Origin of the sequence: Virgibacillus byunsanensis (assembly GCF_042675965.1) — a bacterium.
GTDB lineage: Bacteria > Bacillota > Bacilli > Bacillales > Amphibacillaceae > Virgibacillus_R > Virgibacillus_R byunsanensis.
In genome coordinates this window covers 240,927-260,491 of the sequence record NZ_JBHTKJ010000007.1, presented here as the reverse complement: position 1 = coordinate 260,491, position 19,565 = coordinate 240,927, and the positions used below count along the sequence as shown (strand labels likewise).

14 protein-coding genes are annotated in these 19,565 nt (G+C 39.2%); 4 read left to right on the top strand and 10 right to left on the bottom strand.

Annotated elements, in window-relative coordinates:
- Window positions 1-238: 238 nt before the first annotated feature.
- The 4 genes from ACFQ3N_RS02905 to ACFQ3N_RS02890 form a co-directional block, all read right to left on the bottom strand.
- Window positions 239-1,990: a PrpR N-terminal domain-containing protein gene (locus tag ACFQ3N_RS02905; RefSeq protein WP_390359370.1), complete on the bottom strand. Its 1,752-nt coding sequence runs from the start codon at window positions 1,988-1,990 to the stop codon at window positions 239-241.
- A 137-nt stretch (window positions 1,991-2,127) separates the two neighbouring features.
- Window positions 2,128-3,288, bottom strand: a complete 1,161-nt coding sequence (locus tag ACFQ3N_RS02900; protein WP_390359368.1) for an aminotransferase class V-fold PLP-dependent enzyme — start codon at window positions 3,286-3,288, stop codon at window positions 2,128-2,130.
- Window positions 3,289-3,298: 10 nt separating this feature from the next.
- The gene (locus ACFQ3N_RS02895) at window positions 3,299-4,771 is read right to left on the bottom strand and encodes a Na+/H+ antiporter NhaC family protein (protein WP_390359366.1); all 1,473 of its coding nucleotides are present in this window, start codon (window positions 4,769-4,771) and stop codon (window positions 3,299-3,301) included.
- Between the two features lie 22 nt (window positions 4,772-4,793).
- A complete protein-coding gene (locus ACFQ3N_RS02890) occupies window positions 4,794-5,924 on the bottom strand; it encodes an aminotransferase class V-fold PLP-dependent enzyme (protein ID WP_390359364.1) in 1,131 nt (376 codons plus the stop codon).
- 49 nt (window positions 5,925-5,973) lie between these two features.
- On the opposite strand from ACFQ3N_RS02890, the gene ACFQ3N_RS02885 reads away from it, so the two are divergent.
- The 3 genes from ACFQ3N_RS02885 to mnmH all read left to right on the top strand — a co-directional run bounded on the left by ACFQ3N_RS02885 (window position 5,974) and on the right by mnmH (window position 8,974).
- Window positions 5,974-6,648 (top strand): Crp/Fnr family transcriptional regulator, encoded by a 675-nt coding sequence (locus ACFQ3N_RS02885; protein ID WP_390359362.1) that lies wholly within the window; start codon window positions 5,974-5,976, stop codon window positions 6,646-6,648.
- Between the two features lie 208 nt (window positions 6,649-6,856).
- Window positions 6,857-7,906, top strand: coding sequence for a selenide, water dikinase SelD (selD, locus tag ACFQ3N_RS02880; RefSeq protein WP_390359360.1), 1,050 nt, complete (start codon window positions 6,857-6,859; stop codon window positions 7,904-7,906).
- 18 nt (window positions 7,907-7,924) lie between these two features.
- Window positions 7,925-8,974: a tRNA 2-selenouridine(34) synthase MnmH gene (gene mnmH, locus ACFQ3N_RS02875; protein WP_390359358.1), complete on the top strand. Its 1,050-nt coding sequence runs from the start codon at window positions 7,925-7,927 to the stop codon at window positions 8,972-8,974.
- 150 nt (window positions 8,975-9,124) lie between these two features.
- On the opposite strand, the gene ACFQ3N_RS02870 is transcribed toward mnmH, so the two are convergent.
- From ACFQ3N_RS02870 to ACFQ3N_RS02845, 6 genes are all read right to left on the bottom strand, one after another.
- Window positions 9,125-10,891, bottom strand: a complete 1,767-nt coding sequence (locus ACFQ3N_RS02870) for an L-lactate permease (RefSeq protein WP_390359356.1) — start codon at window positions 10,889-10,891, stop codon at window positions 9,125-9,127.
- A 141-nt stretch (window positions 10,892-11,032) separates the two neighbouring features.
- Window positions 11,033-11,797 carry a fumarylacetoacetate hydrolase family protein gene (locus ACFQ3N_RS02865; protein WP_390359354.1) on the bottom strand — a complete coding sequence of 255 codons (765 nt, stop codon included), beginning with the start codon at window positions 11,795-11,797 and terminating at the stop codon, window positions 11,033-11,035.
- A 74-nt stretch (window positions 11,798-11,871) separates the two neighbouring features.
- Complete coding sequence (locus ACFQ3N_RS02860) at window positions 11,872-13,278, bottom strand: FAD-linked oxidase C-terminal domain-containing protein (RefSeq protein ID WP_390359773.1); 1,407 nt, start codon at window positions 13,276-13,278, stop codon at window positions 11,872-11,874.
- A gap of 74 nt (window positions 13,279-13,352) precedes the next feature.
- On the bottom strand, window positions 13,353-14,735 hold the full coding sequence (locus ACFQ3N_RS02855; protein WP_390359352.1) for a (Fe-S)-binding protein: 1,383 nt from the start codon (window positions 14,733-14,735) through the stop codon (window positions 13,353-13,355).
- Window position 14,736: 1 nt separating this feature from the next.
- Window positions 14,737-16,053 (bottom strand): FAD-binding oxidoreductase, encoded by a 1,317-nt coding sequence (locus ACFQ3N_RS02850; protein WP_390359351.1) that lies wholly within the window; start codon window positions 16,051-16,053, stop codon window positions 14,737-14,739.
- 277 nt (window positions 16,054-16,330) lie between these two features.
- Window positions 16,331-18,526, bottom strand: coding sequence for a malate synthase G (locus tag ACFQ3N_RS02845; RefSeq protein WP_390359350.1), 2,196 nt, complete (start codon window positions 18,524-18,526; stop codon window positions 16,331-16,333).
- A gap of 151 nt (window positions 18,527-18,677) precedes the next feature.
- Here ACFQ3N_RS02845 and ACFQ3N_RS02840 point away from each other — a divergent pair, with 151 nt between their 5' ends.
- Window positions 18,678-19,562, top strand: coding sequence for a LysR family transcriptional regulator (locus tag ACFQ3N_RS02840; RefSeq protein ID WP_390359348.1), 885 nt, complete (start codon window positions 18,678-18,680; stop codon window positions 19,560-19,562).
- Window positions 19,563-19,565 lie beyond the last annotated feature (3 nt).

The following is a 19,565-nucleotide window of genomic DNA, read 5'->3' as shown; positions in this document are numbered from 1 at the left end:
TGTTGCATTTTAAAACAATAAACAAAAATAAAAACACCTAGAATGACATGACAGGTATAAGCAGTTCGATTCCGTGTGGATACCTTTACCACACGGAATTGAACTGCTTATGTCTCGAAAGCCTAGGAGTTGTAGCTGGACATGGCTGATTCTGTAGAAAATATACATAACGTTCAAGGTTATATATTTTCTTCACAAACAAAAAGAGAACCCATTACGGATCCCCTAACATTCGACTCTATGACTGTTTCAACTTTCTCCATAATGTAGAACGATTAATATCCAACCGTTTCGCTGCTTTTGATTGGTTGTTGCCTTCTTCTTGTAAAACCTGTTTAATCACGTTTTGCTCTATTTCTTTTAACGTGCCTTCAATTGGTAATCTCTTCTCATTCTCTACTAACATTTGTTGATAGTTATCCATTAACTCTTTGACATGAAAAAGTTCTATATAATTTGCTTTGGTCATCACACTTAATTCCCTGATTACTCGTTTTAATTGAGGTAGGTTGCCTAACCACTCAAACTGCAATAGATATTCAATGGCATCTTGTTTCATCCCAACGGTTTCATTACCATTTTCAGCATGAAATTCAGTTAAAAAATAATCTACAAACGTTCCAATATCTTCTTTTCTGTCGCGTAATGGTAAAAGATGAAGGGAATACTTAGAGATTTCTTGATAAAGTTTTTCATCAAATGTGTTGGAAATAAGGCGTTGACCAAGTGGGGCTTTACTAAGAACCAAAACTTTCGAGCTACGTGGCATGTCACTTAATAAACTTCGAATGTCGTGTTGTATCTCAACAGGTACGGATTCTATGTCTTTGATCAAAACAGTACCTCGTTGGATAGATAAAAGTTTTGTTTGTAATTTTTCAATTTCCGAAGCATCGTTTGTCAAGTAGCTACCCTCAATAACAACAATAGGCGATTCTTGACCATACCTTTCAAAATGTATTTGTTGTGCTACTGTAAATTTACCCGTTCCAGCTTCCCCGATAATAGATACTGTTTCTTCCGAATCTGCAAATTGACGTATATTTCTTCTCAGACTCTCAGCCTGATCACTTTCTCCAATAATAGGAGTATGCACAGGATCACCTATTATTTTAATAGCTTTGGTGCGTGCTTGAAGCGATGAAACATGTATGATCATTCCCACGATGGACTCCGATTTACTCACCAAAAATCCTTGTATTTCGTATATATAATTTTCTCCCTCTAATTCAGCCCATTGATTTGTTTCATTTTCCAAAACCCGCTTAACTAACTTAGAGGAAGTAGAGGAATTCAAAATGTCATGACCTTGAATATCTTGCTCATATCGTCCATTTTTTTCAATTAGTTTGCCTTGTTTATTGACCAAAATAGCAGGAACAGGCATCGAACGAAATGCCTCCTGGAAATAATAGGATTGGCTATTTACCCTATGAAAGAATTTATGCACTCTTTTTCCTTCTTCAAAAGCATCTGTAACCGCTTCTTTCCCCGAGGTAATTAATACCCCACGCAATCCAACTTGTTCAGCAACTTGAACCGTAATAACATCACCAATTACAACCGTGAAGCCTTGTTCTTTAAGCATCTCCAGATGACCTCTCACTTCACTTCTGGATTCAATCGTAATCATCTTCACATCAAATTCTAATATGTTACATATTGTGGCAGCACCCTGAGAAATATTCGAATATCCAACGAGAGCCACCCCTTTTTTGATTCCACGAATGAGGGTGAAAACACGAAGCATATCATACCCAGTTATGTCTATGTGAACAACAGGTATAGAAACTTCATCCTGAATCATAGTAGCCGTTCCACCACGACTTATGATTAACTCATATCCCTGTTGTTCTGCTAATTTAGCAGCCCTTACCCCTTCTTCAAGGTTAGCTATCGTAACATCCACCTGTAAATCTTGTTGGGTATCCACTTTCTTAGCTGTTTCTGCTAACCCCTTGTAAGGTGCAATTAGAAGTGCTTTTATCATTTTCCATCCCTCGCTTGTTGCATATTTCAACAATTTTATTATTACACATAGAAAAGTAATTGTCTACAACACAACAAGAACATTACCTAAAATTCCCTCGACACGATTCAACAAAAACCAGGAAGTGGCACCATCTCCTACCAACAAAATTCGTTAATCACCCTAATCAACTGCTTCACTTCCTCCTCGGTTGTCCGGTAATGAAAGCCAATTCGGATTCCCCCAATGCCTTCAATTGATCGTAAACTTACTTTCATCCCATTTGCAGATAGCATGTTATACAACTGCCTCTCTTTCTCTATTCCATTGATATTCGTTAATGTAAGAATAGAGGACCATGTATCAGGATTCTTTCCCCCTAGGATTTCAAAGCCTTCCGTCAGCTGTAACTTACTTCTAAATAATTTTTGTAACTGCATGATATGTTGACTGGCATTCTCTACACCAAATTCCTGCCAATTCGTAATACTCTTCCCAAGCATCAGAGCCCCAAATGCATTAACCATACCACCTGACTCAAATATACTCGCACTTTTACGAGTAGACATATTTTTTAAATCTACTAACTTCCTCGATCGAGATTCAAGATAATGAACCCAACCATCTACTGGCTCATTTAAATTAAAGTAACCATAATATGTTGGTCGAATGTGTTCAAGCAAGCGATCACTTATATACATAAAACCTAATCCAAACGGGCTGTTTAGTAATTTATGCCCACCAACAATATATGCATCAATCTTCTCAGCCTCTAAACCTCGCATAAATATGCCCGCTTCTTGTATACCATCAATTATCCAGTATTCGTTAGTACCTTTATCACGTAATTCCAATAGATCCTGGAATGAAAAACGGTATCCACTTACCTCCTGAACAGAACTCATGCAGAGAATATTGCAGTCTTTTTTCAATAGATTACTAACTGCTTCCACCGAAACGATGCCATTCTTCGTTTGACAAAAATTTATACGATCAGAATCATTTTTCCATACTAATGCACTGGATATAAATTCAATATCAGGTACCGCAACTTGAATATCAATTTCAGAATTCCTTAGAGCAGATGCAAGGATACCAAGCCCCTCTGTTGTATTGGATATAAATGCTATATTGTCAGCAGAAACATTATAAATATCGGCAATCTGTTTCCTTGTTTGTTCTGCCATTGAAACCATTTCCAATGTATAATCTCCCTGACTTTCCAGAATCCTTAATGGTAATTGAGCTAAAAAATCCTCTACATCTTTTAAAGCTTCCTTATCTGGTATACCCAGTGACCCGTAATTAAAATATACCATTTAGTTATCCTCACTTCGCAGCTTTATTCAGATCGTTATTACTACTTTCATTTCCATAAATCTCTACCGACTCTCGTTGATATTCATCTTCACTCATGTATTCAATACCCCAGCTACTGAATGCTGCATATACAATGACAATAACCATCGCTATACAATAGAACACGTAAGGTACCACACCAACTGGATTAAAGTTCGGATACGCTACTAAATCGACTGTTCCACCAACAAACGCAAATGGAATTAATAATCCTACACTATACGGTAAAAAACCAATAATGGAGGTAGACCCGGCATCCAATAAGTTGCCTCGTCTCCAAGGTTGAATCCGAAACTTATGTCCTAGTCTTCTAACGAAATCACCTAACATAACCATGGAAGGAGTACCAGCTGTCGTTAACGCATTCAGTATGAGCGTAGCAAATACAATTACAATTTCAGCACGCTTTGGCGTTGTAGCTACAATTTCTGCTTTTTCAATTAGCCAATCTAAAAAACCACCACGTTGAAGGGTTCCGATTAATGCCATTAGGAATATGGTAAAAACAGCAACGCCTACCATACCAAAAATACCATCTAAAATTATTCCTCCTGCCGTGAACTCCTCCCGATTTATAGATAAAATATTATTAAAACCTATCAGACCAGTTACAAGTCCTAAAACTAACCCAAAAGCATTGGAATATAACAATCCTTCTACAAGATCGCGTCCTTTTATCATTAAAAACAGCAGTAGTGCAGGGACTAATAACATGATTAAACCTAGAGGCGCCATGTCTTCAGGTGGTTGTACTGCCCCTGAATTATTGGACAGAAGAGCAAATATTATATAGAGTCCTACAGTTATGGTTCCTGCAGCAATGGCGTATTTAATACGACTTTTAACAACTTTATCAATTTCTGTCCCTTGTGAATACGCAGAAACAATCGTAGTATCCGAGATAGGGGCCAAATTATCACCCACATAGGCACCACCAATAATGGCACCAATTATGAGTAACGGATCTCCGCCTAAAGCATAACCAACAGGGAATAAAATAGGACTTGCAGCAATTAACGATCCAACTGCTGTTCCGGTTGCCATAGAAATAAGAGCAGTAATCAGAAAAGCAATTAATGGAAACCAAGCAACGGAAAGACCTATTTCCAATAAGGACCATACTAACCCTTCAACTAGACCAGTAGATTGCAGTAACTTAGCCATAACCCCAGCTAAAAACCAGGCTAATAACATGATTGCGAGCATACGAGATGTAATACCTTGTATCAGTGAATCTATATATACCTTCTTATTCTTTGCAAGCATTAACCCTACTAGTAATGCTAGTAAAATCATCGGCCAAAAGGCTTCCGGTAAAGCAGCTCCTGTAAATCCAAGCCATAAAATCCCAATAAACATAACGCCAAATGGTACTAGTAAGATCGGTACGCCACCATAAAATTCCAATTTTTTGTTGGTTACATTCTGTTTTTGTTGTGACATTTCTTACTCCTCCTCCAAAAATTTAATTAATCAATCTAGCAAGCTCTTTTACTGCTAACTTAATGTCATCTTTGGTGTTATAAAAATGTGGAGCAATTCTAATCACATCATTTCGAGCAGAAACAATAATACCTTGATCCTTTAATTGACCTTCTACTTCTGATGCATTTTCTACATAAATGGCTGTGTTCGAAGCCTTGTTATGAAGTGTTTTAGGACTTTTAATCGTTAACCCCCTTCCTTCTGCTTCCTCAATTGTAACCTGGGATAAGTGTTTTAAATGATCCTCAATGTCAGCTATATCATATTGATTTAACACCTTTAAAGCAGCTTCAGCAGCAAATCCATTTATCATCGGAAATGTTCCGGAATCAAATCGTTTGGTACCCTCTCCGTATTCAACATGTTTAATGTCAAATGCAAACGGATTGCTTTGACCAAACCATCCCGTAATTTTGGGTGTTAATGTATCTGCGAGTTCTTTTTTAATATACAAAAATGCAATGCCAGGAATACCCAAAGCATATTTTTGCAGACCAGCTGTAAGTATGTCTATATCCATTTCCTTCACATCAATAGGACATTGACCTAAAGATTGATAAGCATCTACAGATAAATAGGCTCCCTTTTCATGGACCACTCTTGCAACTTCCTTTAAATCCTGTTTAAATCCATCATAAAAGGAGACATGTGATGTATTGACAATTAATGTTTCCTCATCAATATGATCATGATACGCTTTAGCATCAATGAAATCGCCTTCATTTCTACCTATGAAACTTACATCATATTGATCTTGGTGGGACAACCAAACGTGACCAACTGTTGGAAAATCAAAATCAGCGATTAAAACTTTTTTTCTCTTTTGATCAGTTAAACTTGTTGCTATACTAGAAACACCGTGTGATACACTAGATACAATAGCTATTTCACTACGATCAGCATTTATCATTTTTGCAAATTCAAGACGAGCATTCTCGCAGGCTTGCATCCATCCTCCCCAATCCATTCCATTCTCTTCCCAGGAGGACATGTATTTATTAATAGAATCCTTTACATCTAAATGCATGGCACTTTGAGAGCAACTTGAAAGTTGGATTTTATTCTTTAAAATTGGAAAAGATTCTCTTATTTTATTGATATTATTTATCATTACAATCATTCCTTTCAAAACTACGTGTATTATAGGAGGTCATTGCCTAATGAGATTATTAACGGAAACAATATCCCCATGGTTAGAGAACTTAGACTATGACTGGGGTCCCTTTATAGAACATTCCACTATTAAGGAACTCACTTCAGATATCCACATCTACGACCAAGGCGATCGAGCGGAAACTGTTTTTCTAGTTCTATCCGGACGTGTTAGGCTATTTATGTTATCAAGTGATGGTAGAGAAAAAGCCATTTCAATAGCCGGTAAAAACTGTCTAATGGGCGAAAACCGCGTACAAAATGATAAGACCTACTTCGAAAATGCAGTTACTGCTTCAACTGTTAAAATTGCAAGTGTACCCTACGCAACATTCGAATCGGTTATCTATAAACATACAAAACTTATGGCACAATACATTGATCTACTAAATACTAAATTACGGCTAGCAACTGTTTACAACCTTCATTTATCGTATGGAAGCTCCATCAAACGTATATCTGATGCTTTCTATCATCTAGCCATGAACTATGGTATTAAAAAGAACGATGGAATAACAATCCAAATTCAATTTACACATCAGGAACTTGCCAACTTAATTGGAACCAGCAGAGTGACTGTTGCCAACACAGTTAATGATTTGTTGAGACAGCAAATTCTAGTAAAAAAAGGTAAACTTTATCACATCCCAGAACTATCAAAATTGATTAACACAACTTACTAACTACCATTATGTATGGTGTTAACTAAATAGTCTGTTAAATACTTTACACATTAATAGATTTTTTTATATTTTCAAAAATAATTTCCACGAATGAATAACCGATACATTTCCCTCGACACATTTCAACAAAAATCAGGAAGTGACAGGCACCCCATCAAAAGTGTTATAATAAATAACAATATTCCATGGGTAGAAAGGTTGTTTTCCAATGACAGATTCAAAGAATATAAAACTCACTTCACTCTCATCCAAAGGTGGGTGTGGATGTAAAATAGGTCCTGCTGATTTGGCAGAAGTTTTACGGGATCTACCAGCAGCTACTCCCAATTCAAATTTACTAGTTGGTTTAGATACTAGTGATGATGCTGGAGTTTATCGGTTAAATGATAACATGGCACTCGTTCAGTCTGTTGATTTTTTCACACCAATTGTTGATGATCCGTATTCATTTGGACAAGTTGCTGCAGCAAATGCTATCAGTGATATTTATGCAATGGGCGGAAAACCACTAACAGCCCTGAATATTGTCGCTTTCCCAATTTCTACATTAGACAAGCAAATCTTAACCGATATTTTACGAGGTGCAGGGGATAAACTGAGTGAAGCTGGGGTAACACTTATTGGTGGACACTCGATTGATGATAATGAACCAAAATTCGGTCTATCTGTAACAGGTATGGTACATCCTGATAAGGTTCGCACGAATGCTGGAGCAAAACCAGGTGATAAGATTATTCTAACGAAGCCAATTGGTGTTGGGATTTCGACAACATCGATTAAAAGGGATTTATTAACTGAAGAAGAAATTACACGCGTTACAAATGTTATGTCAACGCTAAATAAAACAACTGCTGAGGTAATGGAAAACTATCATGTGCATGCATGTACAGATGTAACTGGTTTTGGCTTACTTGGACATGCATTTGAAATGGCAAAAGGTAGTAACGTAGGTCTACATATTTATAAAGAAAAAGTACCCGTATTACCTCGAGTTAGAGAACTAGCTGAAGCAGGTGCCATTCCTGGTGGAACAAAAAATAACTTCGCCCACCTTCAAGGTGATGTAACGTTCCATAATGCGATAGACCAAATTGATCAATACATTTTGTGTGACGCGGTTACATCTGGCGGTCTTTTAATTTCAATTGCAGATGATGAGGCGGAAGATCTGCTATCCAACCTGCAAAAAGCAGGTGTCGAAGCAGCAGTAATTGGTGAAGTAACCGAAGATAATCCAGATCATATTGACGTATCGTAGCAGAAAGGGGTTAACATCGTGTTCGAGGATATCACTATAGATGAATTACGCTCGTTAAAAGATACAGGTGAACTTACCGTAGTTGATGTACGTTCCCCTTCTGAGTTTAAAAATTCCACCATTCCTGGTAGTATAAATATCCCGTTTTTTAGTGACGAGGAAAGAGCGGAAGTCGGAACCATTTATAAGCAAGTAAGCAAGCAGGCAGCAAAAGACCGTGGGCTTGAAATTGTGTCAGCAAAACTACCTAACTTCGTGAGAGAGTTTGCCAATTTAGACGGAAAAAAGGCTGTCTTCTGTTGGCGAGGAGGCATGCGCAGCAGAACTTCGGCTACCGTGCTTGCGTTAATGGGGATAAAAGTTTTTCGTTTGGATGGAGGTTTTCGAAGCTACCGAAATTGGGTAGTGGACACACTGGAAACAACTGAACTAAAACCAGATGCTTTTGTATTAAACGGCTATACAGGATCAGGGAAAACAGCAATCCTGCACCGCCTTCGTGAAGAGAACTATCCAGTTCTAGACTTTGAAGGAATGGCCAATCATAGAGGATCGATTTTTGGTCAAATTGGGCTCGAACCTCATAATCAAAAAACGTTTGATGCATTGCTCATCGAAAACATGCAACACCTAAAGCATTCACCATACGTGCTGATGGAAGGAGAAAGTCGGCGGATAGGAAAAGTAATCATTCCTGATTTTATTCTGGATAAAAAAGAAAATGGGACTCAACTATTCATTGATATACCAATTGAAGAAAGAGTTACCCAAATCCTCGATGAATACCAGCCATGGAATCACGAGCAAGCGTGTTTCGAAGCATTTAGACGAATTAGAAGAAGAATTCATACACCAATCTCCAATCAAATTGATGCAGACTTGAAAGCCGGAAACTATGATTCTGCTGTAAGACTTTTACTCGAACACTACTATGATCCCTTATATGATCATTCGATCGAACAAATTCCTGAAGATAAAAAAATCACCATTAAAGCTAGTACTGTTGATAAAGCAGTTGAATTGTTGAGAGATTATTTAGGTGTAAGACAAGAAAATCGTCTTGGATAGACTAACGAGTTATTTTCCAAAAAAACTGCTAATATGGCATGACATTATGTTAAGAAGCTAATGAATATATGCATACTAAAACACATGAGCAAAATAGCTCATGTGTTTTTAATAAATTTACATAAGAATTGAGAATGGAGAACAAATTTCCTATGCAACTTTACTTTTACGCTGAATCGCATCTAAACGTTTGTTGTTCGTTGCAATAATGTAAATGACAGTCCCCCAAATAAGAACCGCGATAATTGATCCGATGTTAAAGATTCCCTTATCAGCTGTCCACATAATCGAATAACCGATGGAACCGATCAACAGTGCGTAATAGAAGAATGGAATAAGCGTCTTACGAATAACATGCCCTTCCTTTCCTACGAGTCCAACAACTGCTGATGCTGCGACAACGTTATGCACACAGATCATGTTTCCAGCTGCGCCACCAACTGCTTGGAGTGCAACCATCCAAGTCGCGTCACCACCGATGCGATCACCTACTCCAAACTGAAAGAGTGAGAACATCATATTACTCACGGTATTACTACCAGCTACAAATGCACCGAGTCCTCCAATGAACGTTGCAAAGATTGGATACACAGTACCCGCAAGACCTGCAACTCCTTCTGCTAGAGCGAGTGGCATTTCCTGATAACCAGCAGCCCCGCCACCTGAATTAAGAAATACTTGCACCATTGGAACAGTAAAGACAAGTGCCGAACCTGCGAGAATCATTGTTTTACCGGAGTCTTTCCAAGCCCGAGCAAAATCACTGCCTTTCATTCCATGCATATAGTAGGTAAATACGGCAACGACAATGAAAATAAAACCTGGCGAAAATAGGATCTCCCAGCTGGAGGAAATTTCCGTTCCAAAAATGTTTGGAAGCGACAGTTTGACAGACTTAAGCCAATCTCCAACTACTGTCAGCCTTGAAACTAGTAAAAGAACAGCAATTAGAACGTATGGAGCCCATGCGCGCCACATACTTATTTTACCTGCATAAATCTCACTATTTTTCAGTTCAACACGCCCAGTCCATGTTGGATCCCAGCGGTCTTTTGCTTCGAAGTCCCAAATATCGTCTTCTTTTGGCATAAGGAAGCCTCTTTTGGCAGCAGGAATGACGATTGATAATCCAATTAAGCCACCAATCATTGCAGGGAATTCAGGCCCTAATAAATTTGCGACGATAACATATGGTATGGTCATTGCTAGAGACGCAAAAATTGCGAACTTCCAAACCTTTAGGCCTTCACTGAATGATTTGTTCTTCCCAAAAAATCGTGTTAAGATTGCGACTAAAAATAATGGGATTAATAGTCCTGCAATAGCGTGAAGCAAGGCTACTTTCCCGGCAACACCAAATACAAATGTTGAAACATCCGTGATTTGTGCGAGCGGCTCAATACCTGTACCTACACCCACAATCATTGGTGTTCCGACTGCCCCGAATGATACTGGTGTACTTTGAATAACCATGCCCGAGACAACAGCGGCCATCGCAGGAAATCCAAGTCCAACCAATAATGGTACTGCAACAGCTGCAGGCGTACCAAACCCTGCTGAACCTTCAATAAATGAACCGAAAAGCCATGCGATAATAATTACTTGAATACGGCGGTCTGGTGTAATATCTGTAAAGCCTCGACGAATGGTGTGAAGACCCCCACTTTCCTGTAGTGTGTTCAATAGTAATATCGCTCCGAAAATAATGAATAAAAGCGTAACAGCTACGATAAGACCATGAACAGAGGCAGCAGCAACCTGTGGAAATGCTACGTCCCAAACGAATAGAGCTAGTAGAACAGCCACGATGTAGGAAAGCGGCATTGCTTTACTTGCTGGCCATTTAAGTCCGACTAGAAAAACTGCAACAACGATAATCGGAAGTAAGGCCAGTACAGCTAATGTTCCATTACCCATTTCAATTCCCCCTTATAAAGGTTTTATTATATTAAATAACAATATCCCTTCCATATATTTTCCATGACAAGTACAGAAAATTAATATTGTTATATAACGAATGAATCCAATGGCTTTTCCAATCCTTTATTGCATTTCAAATCAACCTTGTTTTACCGAGTTGCGAAGCTCACCAATTCCAGCAATTTCACAGATGATTTCATCCCCGTCTTTCATCATTTCAGCCCCAAGTGGACTACCCGTAAGAATCACGTCGCCCGCTTCTAGTGTCATTACACTGGATAAGTAGGCAATCATCTTTCTCATAGAAAAGATCATAAGCGCCGTTTCACTATCCTGCTTCTTATCGCCATTTAAATATGCTTCAACCTTGATTTTGTCAGGATTGAGTTCTGTTTCGATATATGGGCCAAGCGGTGTAAACGTGTCAAATGACTTTCCTATCATCCAATGTCCAGCTTCATGGAAAAATTGTGGAGCTGTTACATCATTCGCTATCGTATAACCGAAAATAGAGTCTGTTACCTCTTCTTCAGAAATGTTGCATGTACGTTTTCCAATCACAACTGCTAGCTCAGACTCGAATTTCACTTCCTCTATTTTAGCTGGGATAATAATTGGCTTGCCGCTCCCAATAACCGAGGAAATCGGTTTATAAAAAAACACGGGAATATCAGGGAGTTCAGATGGTAAATCATCTGGTTTACCGACATAGTTTGCACCGATCCCGATCACATGTCTTGGTAAAATCGGCGCCAAAAGCTCAATCTCTTCTACATTATGGACTAGATTGGTATGTTCCCAATCGGAAAATATGTCCCCCTCGATTTGTTGGATTCCGTCGTCTGTTACGATTCCTTGCAAAACTAATGCTTCATTTTGTTTTTTAAATCTAGTGAATTTCATTGTGTTTTCACTCCTCATTTCCAAATGTCGAGGTGAGTTTATAAGACCCACCCTCTCTTTTAAATACTAGTAAACTAGTGTACTTCTGCTTTTTTTAATTCCTGTTTGACCTCGGCACAACGGCCAGGTTGCGGGAATAGTTTCCCTGGGTTTAATAAATCTTCTGGGTTAAATACAGCACGTATATCCGTTTGCGCTGCCATTTCCTCATCACTGAAAATAAAGCGCATTTCAGCCGACTTTTCAATTCCTACACCATGTTCACCAGTAATCGAACCACCAACATCCGCACAAGCCTTCAAGCATTCGGAACCCGCTTTGGAAGCGCGCTCACTTTGGCCGGGAATACTTGCATCGAACAATATAAGCGGATGTAGATTGCCATCACCTGCATGGAAAATATTCGCAATACGAAGCTCATACTTTTTACTGATCTCGGTAATTTTTGAAAGGACTTCAGGCAAGCGTGTTCTAGGAATAACACCATCCTGAACGAGGTAGTCAGGGGAAATTGCCCCCATTGCTCCAAAGCCCATTTTGCGGTTTGCCCACCAAAGGCCACGCTCTGCCTCATCTTTTGCCACTTTCACTTCACGGACATTGTTATGTTTACAAACAGCAAGAATTTCATCGATTTGGTCTTCAATTCCAGCGGCGATTCCATCAACTTCAATAAGCAAAAACGCTGCAATGTCTCTTGGATGCCCAACTGGATAAGCAGCTGATTCCACACCTTCAATGGCTATTGAATCCATCATTTCAAGTGCTGCTGGAATGATCCCTGCAGCAATAATCTCTGAAACGGCTTGGCTTGCATCATCAATATCATCGTAATAGGCAAGAACGGTTTTCTTCCCTTCAGGATTTTTTAATACTTTTACTGTAATTTTGGTCACAATACCAAGTGTTCCTTCTGAACCAGTCAAGAGTCCTAGTAAATCGTATCCAGGACGATCTGGAACCCCTTCTTCTCCAATTTCAACGATTTCACCATTAGGAAGAACAACCTCAAGTCCTAAAATATGATTGGTTGTCACACCATATTTTAAACAGTGAGCGCCTCCCGAATTCTCAGCGACATTACCGCCAATTGTACATGCATATTGACTTGAAGGGTCTGGTGCATAATAATAGCCTTTGTCTGAAATGGATTGTGTCAGCTTTAGGTTAATATAGCCTGGCTCAACCACTGCTTTTCTGTTTTCCAAGTCAAGATGAAGCATTCTTTTCATCCGAACCAGACTAATTAGCACTTCTCCTCCCAACGGTGTTGCTCCACCGCTCAATCCCGTACCTGCACCGCGTGCGATGTATGGGATTTCTTCTTTGTTTAAACATTTCACAACATCAGAAACCTGTTGTGTGTTTTTCACAAAAACAACCGCTTTTGGCATGCCTTTAGCCATCGTATAACCATCACACTCATAGGAAATGAGATCTTCTTTCAAATAAAGAACATCACTTTCGCCGACAATAAGCATTAATTCTTGAACAACAGCATCCGGCTTTTGTCTTTGACGCTTTTTTCCGAACAAACCTTTCACATCCTTTTAAATTACGATTTTACTAGTTCGCTTGCTTCTTCTTTATCTTTTTGATAGGCCCAATCAAGCACTTGGACAGTATGGACAACTTTTTCACTTCTGCCATGTTTTTTAACCCCCATTGCGATTTGGAGCATACAACCAGGATTGCCCATCGAAATCATTTCAATGTTCTCAGGAACGTCATCAACCTTACGTTCAAGAAGTTTCCCTGCCATCTCGGGATGTGTGATATTGTAGATTCCTGCACTCCCACAACATCTATCTGCATCCGGTAATTCAACCATTTCCACGCCTGGAATTTCGTTTAAAAGTTGACGAGGTTCGAAGCGTATGCCCTGGCCATGAGCTAGATGACATGCGTCGTGGTACGTGATTTTTGTTTTAATTTCTGCTTTTGGCCGCTTAAAATTAGTGTCATACAAGAACTTCGAAACATCTTCAATTTTTGCTGAAAATGCTTCTGCTAACGGGAGCATCTCCGGATCATTTCTGAATAATTCATGGTATTCCTGGAGCGCACATCCGCAGCCTGCAGCATTTACAAGTACTTTATCGTAATCTTTGAAGGCCTCTATATTTTGTTTTGCAAGCATTTTCCCTGTATCTCTTTCACCGGCGTGAATATGAAGAGCCCCACAGCATCCTTGGTTTTTCGGCATACCAACCTCAAATCCGTTGTGCGTCAGAACACGAATGGTCGCCTCATTAACATCACTGAACATGACATCCATCACACAGCCTGTTAATATTCCAACCCGTTGTTTTGTCTCGCCCTCAGCAGGAACGATTTCCGGATATCTGCCAAGCACGGGTTTTCCAACTTTTGGAAGAACGGATTCCATATCTTTCAGGTGTGCTGGCATTACATTAAGCAAGCCTGTTTTTCTTACAACACGTTGTATACCACTTTTTTGATAAAATCGCATGAAACCACCAAGCATATTCATGCGATTATGATATGGGAAAAAGCCTTTTAAAGCAGTCCTGCTAAGCGCACCTGAAAAACCAGTTAAAGGCATCGCTTGACGAATTTGTCCACGAGCTTCTTCAATTAGTCCACCCACTTGGACGTCTGCTGGACACGCTGTTTCACAAGCACGACAATCAAGACAGTCAAAGACAGGTTTGGAAAATGCTTCATTAACGTCAATTTTGCCTTCCGCAACAGCTTTGACTAAATAAACTCGCCCTCTTGGTGAATGTTGTTCTTCACCAGTTTCCTGATAAGTTGGACAAGCTTCCAGGCACATGCCACAGTGGACACAATCTGCCCATTTATTTTCATCAGGAAGATCATCCCAAAGATAGTTTCCCAATGTCTTAGTTTGGCAAGCCGCCCCGTTTTTCAAAGTGTCCACTAAATTAACTGCACCCTTCTCGTCTGCACTCATTTTATATACCCCCTACAAAACGTTGGCGGTTTAGAATATTCTTAGGGTCGTTTGTTCGTTTAATACCTTCCAATAAAGCAAAGTAACCCGGTTTTTCTCCCCAAACGTCTATCGCCTCTCTTAATCTAAATGGTAAATGTGTACAAACGACATACCCATGCCTTTCTTCAACCTTTGTCCGTAGTGCTTTAATGTAAGAAACGATATCTTCGGAAAACCCTTTTACAAATACCCTCGAAATTCCATGACCTAAGCCACCATGCGCTTCAACTGAAACAGTAGACGCCTCAGCAAGTTGATCAACCATCTCCAGATTAACTAGGACATCTAAATTATTACTTCCAATTTTCAATGCTGCTTGTGTGTCTGCATCATTTTTATCATCATTGTAGCCATTAGGTCCGAATTGACGGAAATTATTCCACCATTGTCTTGCTTTTTCCTCATGAAGAACGGTATGGCGGGCTCCATTCGGCAAATGTATCTTTACCCATTTTTCCTGTTCAAGGACGGCATTTTCCCTGTCTTCAAATGCAATTGCAAGTGTATAGAGACGTTTTCCAGTCACTTTTTCAGCAATTGTAGGGGTTAAAATTTCCAGAGAGACTGGTTCCATCATGGAATCGAGAATTAATACCGAAAAATCACGAATCACCTGTTCATTGCCTTTAGGGAAATGCAGTAGAGATAACCCCTCATATTTCGGGAGTGGGCGTAATTTAATCGTGATTTCACTGATAACACCAAGTGTTCCCATAGAGCCGATGAAAAGCTTATTCATGTCATATCCTGCAACGTTTTTGACAACTTTACCGCCTGTACGGATAACTCTTCCGTCTGAATATACGATTCTGGTACCGATAACCAAATCTCTGGCAGAACCGTAAAGCAATCTTTTCGCCCCACTATCATTCGCCGCGACAATTCCACCGATTGTTGCTAGTTCCGGCCAAGAAGTGTCCAGTGCTACACACTGTCCACTCTTAGCTAATTCGTCTGAAATTTCTTTTAGCGTCGTTCCAGGTCTCACCGTCAATGTAAGGTCACCAACTGAATGTTCCACAATACCTTTGTAGTTGGCGAGCGATAATACTATATCCGCTTGTTCACTTAGCCCCCCATAGCCCCGCTTCGTTCCACCCGAAACAACATTAACCGTTTTACCGTGTTTATTCGCATAAGCGAGAACGCTCGAAATGTCTTCTTCGGAATAGGCTTTAATTATATGAATTCCGCCATTACCAAGCGGATGCTCTTGTTCATCGTTCATTTTCATTTGTTCTTGTGGTAAAACACCTTCTATCTCTGAATAAATCATGTAGTAGTCCCCCTTTCATCTATAGTAAAATCCAGTAAATGACAATTAGATAATTCCTAAGCGTTAGTAAAATATTGCTTGTTTGTTCTGTATCTTTGAAATAATCAAAATATTTATATTATACTTATACTGCTAAATAATTTATATCCGTGATAAACCGACATGTAGTTGATTCAGGTATGTAGGATTATAATAATCCAAGTCACGGATTTACATTTTCACAATACAACAGAACGAAAAGGGGGACTTTTGATCTTAGTCACCCTCTTCGTATTTCTTATGAACGCACACTATCTCCACTATTTACATGGTACTTTTCTTTTGCTTGGAGACGACGACGGTGAAGAATTGGTTCTGTATAGCCACTTGGCTGTTCTTTTCCTTTGAAAACAAGATCGCATGCAGCTTGGAAAGCAACGGAATCATCGAATTTAGGCGCCATTGGACGATATGATGCATCTCCTGCATTTTGCTCGTCAACGATTTTTGCCATACGCTTCAGTGAATCCAATGTTTGCTCTTGGGTACAAATACCATGGTGAAGCCAGTTTGACAACATTTGGCTGGAAATACGTAATGTTGCACGGTCTTCCATAAGTGCTACATTGTTAATGTCAGGAACTTTTGAACAACCGACACCCTGCTCTACCCAACGGACTACGTAGCCAAGCAACGTTTGCGCGCTGTTATCAAGTTCTTCTTGAATTTCTTCAGCCGACCAGTTACTATTTTCTGCAACGGGAATTTCTAAGATATCCTCTCGGTAATCTTTTTCTTCTTTTTGAATTTCCTCTTGAATTCTTCGTACATCAATTTCATGGTAATGAAGCGCGTGTAATGTTGCCGCTGTTGGTGATGGAACCCAAGCTGTGTTTCCACCTGCTTTTAAATGGCCAACTTTTTGCTCCAGCATATCAGCCATCAAATCTGGCATTGCCCACATTCCTTTTCCAATTTGCGCTTTGCCTTTCAAACCAGTATTTAAGCCAATTTGTACATTATTTTTCTCATAGCCATTCAGCCAAGTCGATGATTTCATTTCACCTTTTCGGATCATTGGCCCCGCTTCCATGGATGTATGAATCTCATCACCTGTACGGTCTAAGAAACCTGTGTTAATGAAAACAATTCTTTCTTTTACTTCGTTAATACTATTTTTCAAGTTCAAGCTTGTGCGGCGCTCTTCATCCATGACACCAATTTTAAGCGTATTGCGCTCCATATCAAGCATATCTTCTACACGGTTAAATAATTCATTTGCAAAGGCGACTTCTTTTGAACCGTGCATTTTCGGCTTCACAATATAAACGGATCCTTTTTGGGAATTTTGGTATGGACCATTGCCTAAGAGACTATGTTTAGCCATTAAGCTGGTAAATACTCCGTCCATAATTCCTTCAGGTATTTCTTGAGAGTTTTCATCTAGAATCGCGTTGTTCGTCATTAAGTGACCAACGTTACGGACAAACATAAGTACACGACCAGATAGTGTGACTTCCCCACCGTTTGGGTCTGTATAGGTGCGATCAGGGTTTAATGTACGTGTGATTTTTTCTCCACCTTTAGTGAATACAGACGTTAAATCTCCTCTGTTGAGCCCGAGCCAGTTCCGGTATACGAGCGTTTTGTCTTCTGCATCTACAGCTGCAACAGAATCTTCACAGTCCATAATACTTGAGGTTGCGGACTCTAAGTAAACGTCTTTAACGCCAGCTTCGTCCGTCTTACCAATAGCGTGATTGCGGTCGATTTGAATTTCAAAATGCAAACCGTTGTTTTTAAATAAAACAGCTTTAGGGTCTTGCGCGTGCCCCTGGTAACCAGTAAGTTTAGATGCATCCTTAAGTCCAGTCGTTCCACCGTTTTTAAGTGTTACCACTAAATTTCCGCTAACGATTTCGTATTTTGTTGCATCTAGATGTGAAGAGTCCATAAGTGGTATATTTTCATCAAGGAAGTTTTTAGCAAATGCAATTACTTTTTCGCCTCGGACAGGGTTATAGGATACAGTTTTCTCGGCTCCGTCTTCTTCACTTATGGCATCTGTTCCGTATAATGCATCATAAAGTGATCCCCAACGAGCATTAGCGGCATTGATGGCATAGCGTGAATTGTCTATTGGAACAACAAGCTGCGGTCCTACTTGCAGGGTAATGACATCGTCGATATTCTCAGTCGTAATATTAAAATCATCTACCTGAGGCTCTAGGTAACCGATCTCTTCTAAAAATGCTAAATATTTTTCCGAATCAAATGCATTGTTTTCTTTGTGCCATGCATCGATTTGTTTTTGAAATTCGTTACGTTCAACTAATAACGCTTTATTTTTAGGTGCCAAATCGGAAACAAGGTTACCTAAATCCATCCAAAACGTCTCAACAACAAGATTTGTTTCTGGAAGCGCTTCCAAATTCACGAAATCATAAAGCTCCTTTGCAACTTGTAGGTTACCTACTTTTATATAGTTAGCCAATTATAATTCCTCCCATTCCTTTTACTCTATATTCTATTCTAATCGGTACAGGTCAGAAACAAAAATATATGTTTTGCATGAACGTCATTCCTTTTGGCTATACCTTACCGTATAATAGGGTACAATTAATAAATTAGGAAAGGGTGCTATCATGGACATTAGGCAAGTAGAATACTTTGCAGAAGTTGCGAAACAGCTCAACTTTACAAGAGCAGCTTCCAATCTTCATATATCCCAACCTTCATTAAGTAAAACCATTAAAAACCTTGAGACCGAGATTGGTGCTGCACTTTTTTACCGAGGGGCTAAACAATTGGATCTAACGGATGCAGGACAAGCGTTCCTGGTCAACGCTAAAAATGTTCTTGACGCTTTTGAGAATTTAACATCGGAACTAAACGACGTCATTGATTTAAAAAAGGGGGAAATCAAAATTGGGATACCTCCAATTATTGGGACTGCATTTTTCTCAAAACTAATAAGCAAATACAAAGAGGCCTATCCATCCATTGATATGACCTTAAATGAGGTTGGCAGTAAAAAAATTAAACATGGCGTTCGTGAGGGAGAACTTGATATTGGTTTAATTTGCAATCTGCCGATTCAAAAAGAAAACTTTGAAACAATTAAACTATTAAAAGATCCATTAATGCTTATTGTACAAAAAGACAATCCTTTAGCCGAACGAAAAACAATTGATTTCTCCCATATCGAAAAAGAACCCTTTATTATGTACCGGCATGATTTCTCCCTCCATGATGGGATTATTGAAGCGTGTAAAAATCATGGATTTTATCCAAATATCGTCTGTGAGAGCTCACAAAAAGACTTCATGATTGAAATGGTTGAAGCAAAATTAGGTGTTGCTTTATTACCAAGTAAAATTTGCGGCCAGATTAACAATGATACAATTACAACGATTCCTTTTACCAGACCTGTTGTAAATTTGGAATTAGGCATGATCTGGAAAAAGGACAAATACGTGCCACATGCTGTACGTAAATTTATCGCGATGTCCGAATCGTTTAGTCTTTAAACA

Coding starts and splice junctions, on each gene's coding strand:
- ACFQ3N_RS02905 (WP_390359370.1), bottom strand. CDS start 1,990: ATGATAAAAGCACTTCTAATTGCACCTTACAAGGGGTTAGCAGAAACA.
- ACFQ3N_RS02900 (WP_390359368.1), bottom strand. CDS start 3,288: ATGGTATATTTTAATTACGGGTCACTGGGTATACCAGATAAGGAAGCT.
- ACFQ3N_RS02895 (WP_390359366.1), bottom strand. CDS start 4,771: ATGTCACAACAAAAACAGAATGTAACCAACAAAAAATTGGAATTTTAT.
- ACFQ3N_RS02890 (WP_390359364.1), bottom strand. CDS start 5,924: ATGATAAATAATATCAATAAAATAAGAGAATCTTTTCCAATTTTAAAG.
- ACFQ3N_RS02885 (WP_390359362.1), top strand. CDS start 5,974: ATGAGATTATTAACGGAAACAATATCCCCATGGTTAGAGAACTTAGAC.
- selD (WP_390359360.1), top strand. CDS start 6,857: ATGACAGATTCAAAGAATATAAAACTCACTTCACTCTCATCCAAAGGT.
- ACFQ3N_RS02870 (WP_390359356.1), bottom strand. CDS start 10,891: ATGGGTAATGGAACATTAGCTGTACTGGCCTTACTTCCGATTATCGTT.
- ACFQ3N_RS02865 (WP_390359354.1), bottom strand. CDS start 11,797: ATGAAATTCACTAGATTTAAAAAACAAAATGAAGCATTAGTTTTGCAA.
- ACFQ3N_RS02860 (WP_390359773.1), bottom strand. CDS start 13,278: ATGCTTATTGTCGGCGAAAGTGATGTTCTTTATTTGAAAGAAGATCTC.
- ACFQ3N_RS02855 (WP_390359352.1), bottom strand. CDS start 14,735: ATGAGTGCAGACGAGAAGGGTGCAGTTAATTTAGTGGACACTTTGAAA.
- ACFQ3N_RS02850 (WP_390359351.1), bottom strand. CDS start 16,053: ATGATTTATTCAGAGATAGAAGGTGTTTTACCACAAGAACAAATGAAA.
- ACFQ3N_RS02840 (WP_390359348.1), top strand. CDS start 18,678: ATGGACATTAGGCAAGTAGAATACTTTGCAGAAGTTGCGAAACAGCTC.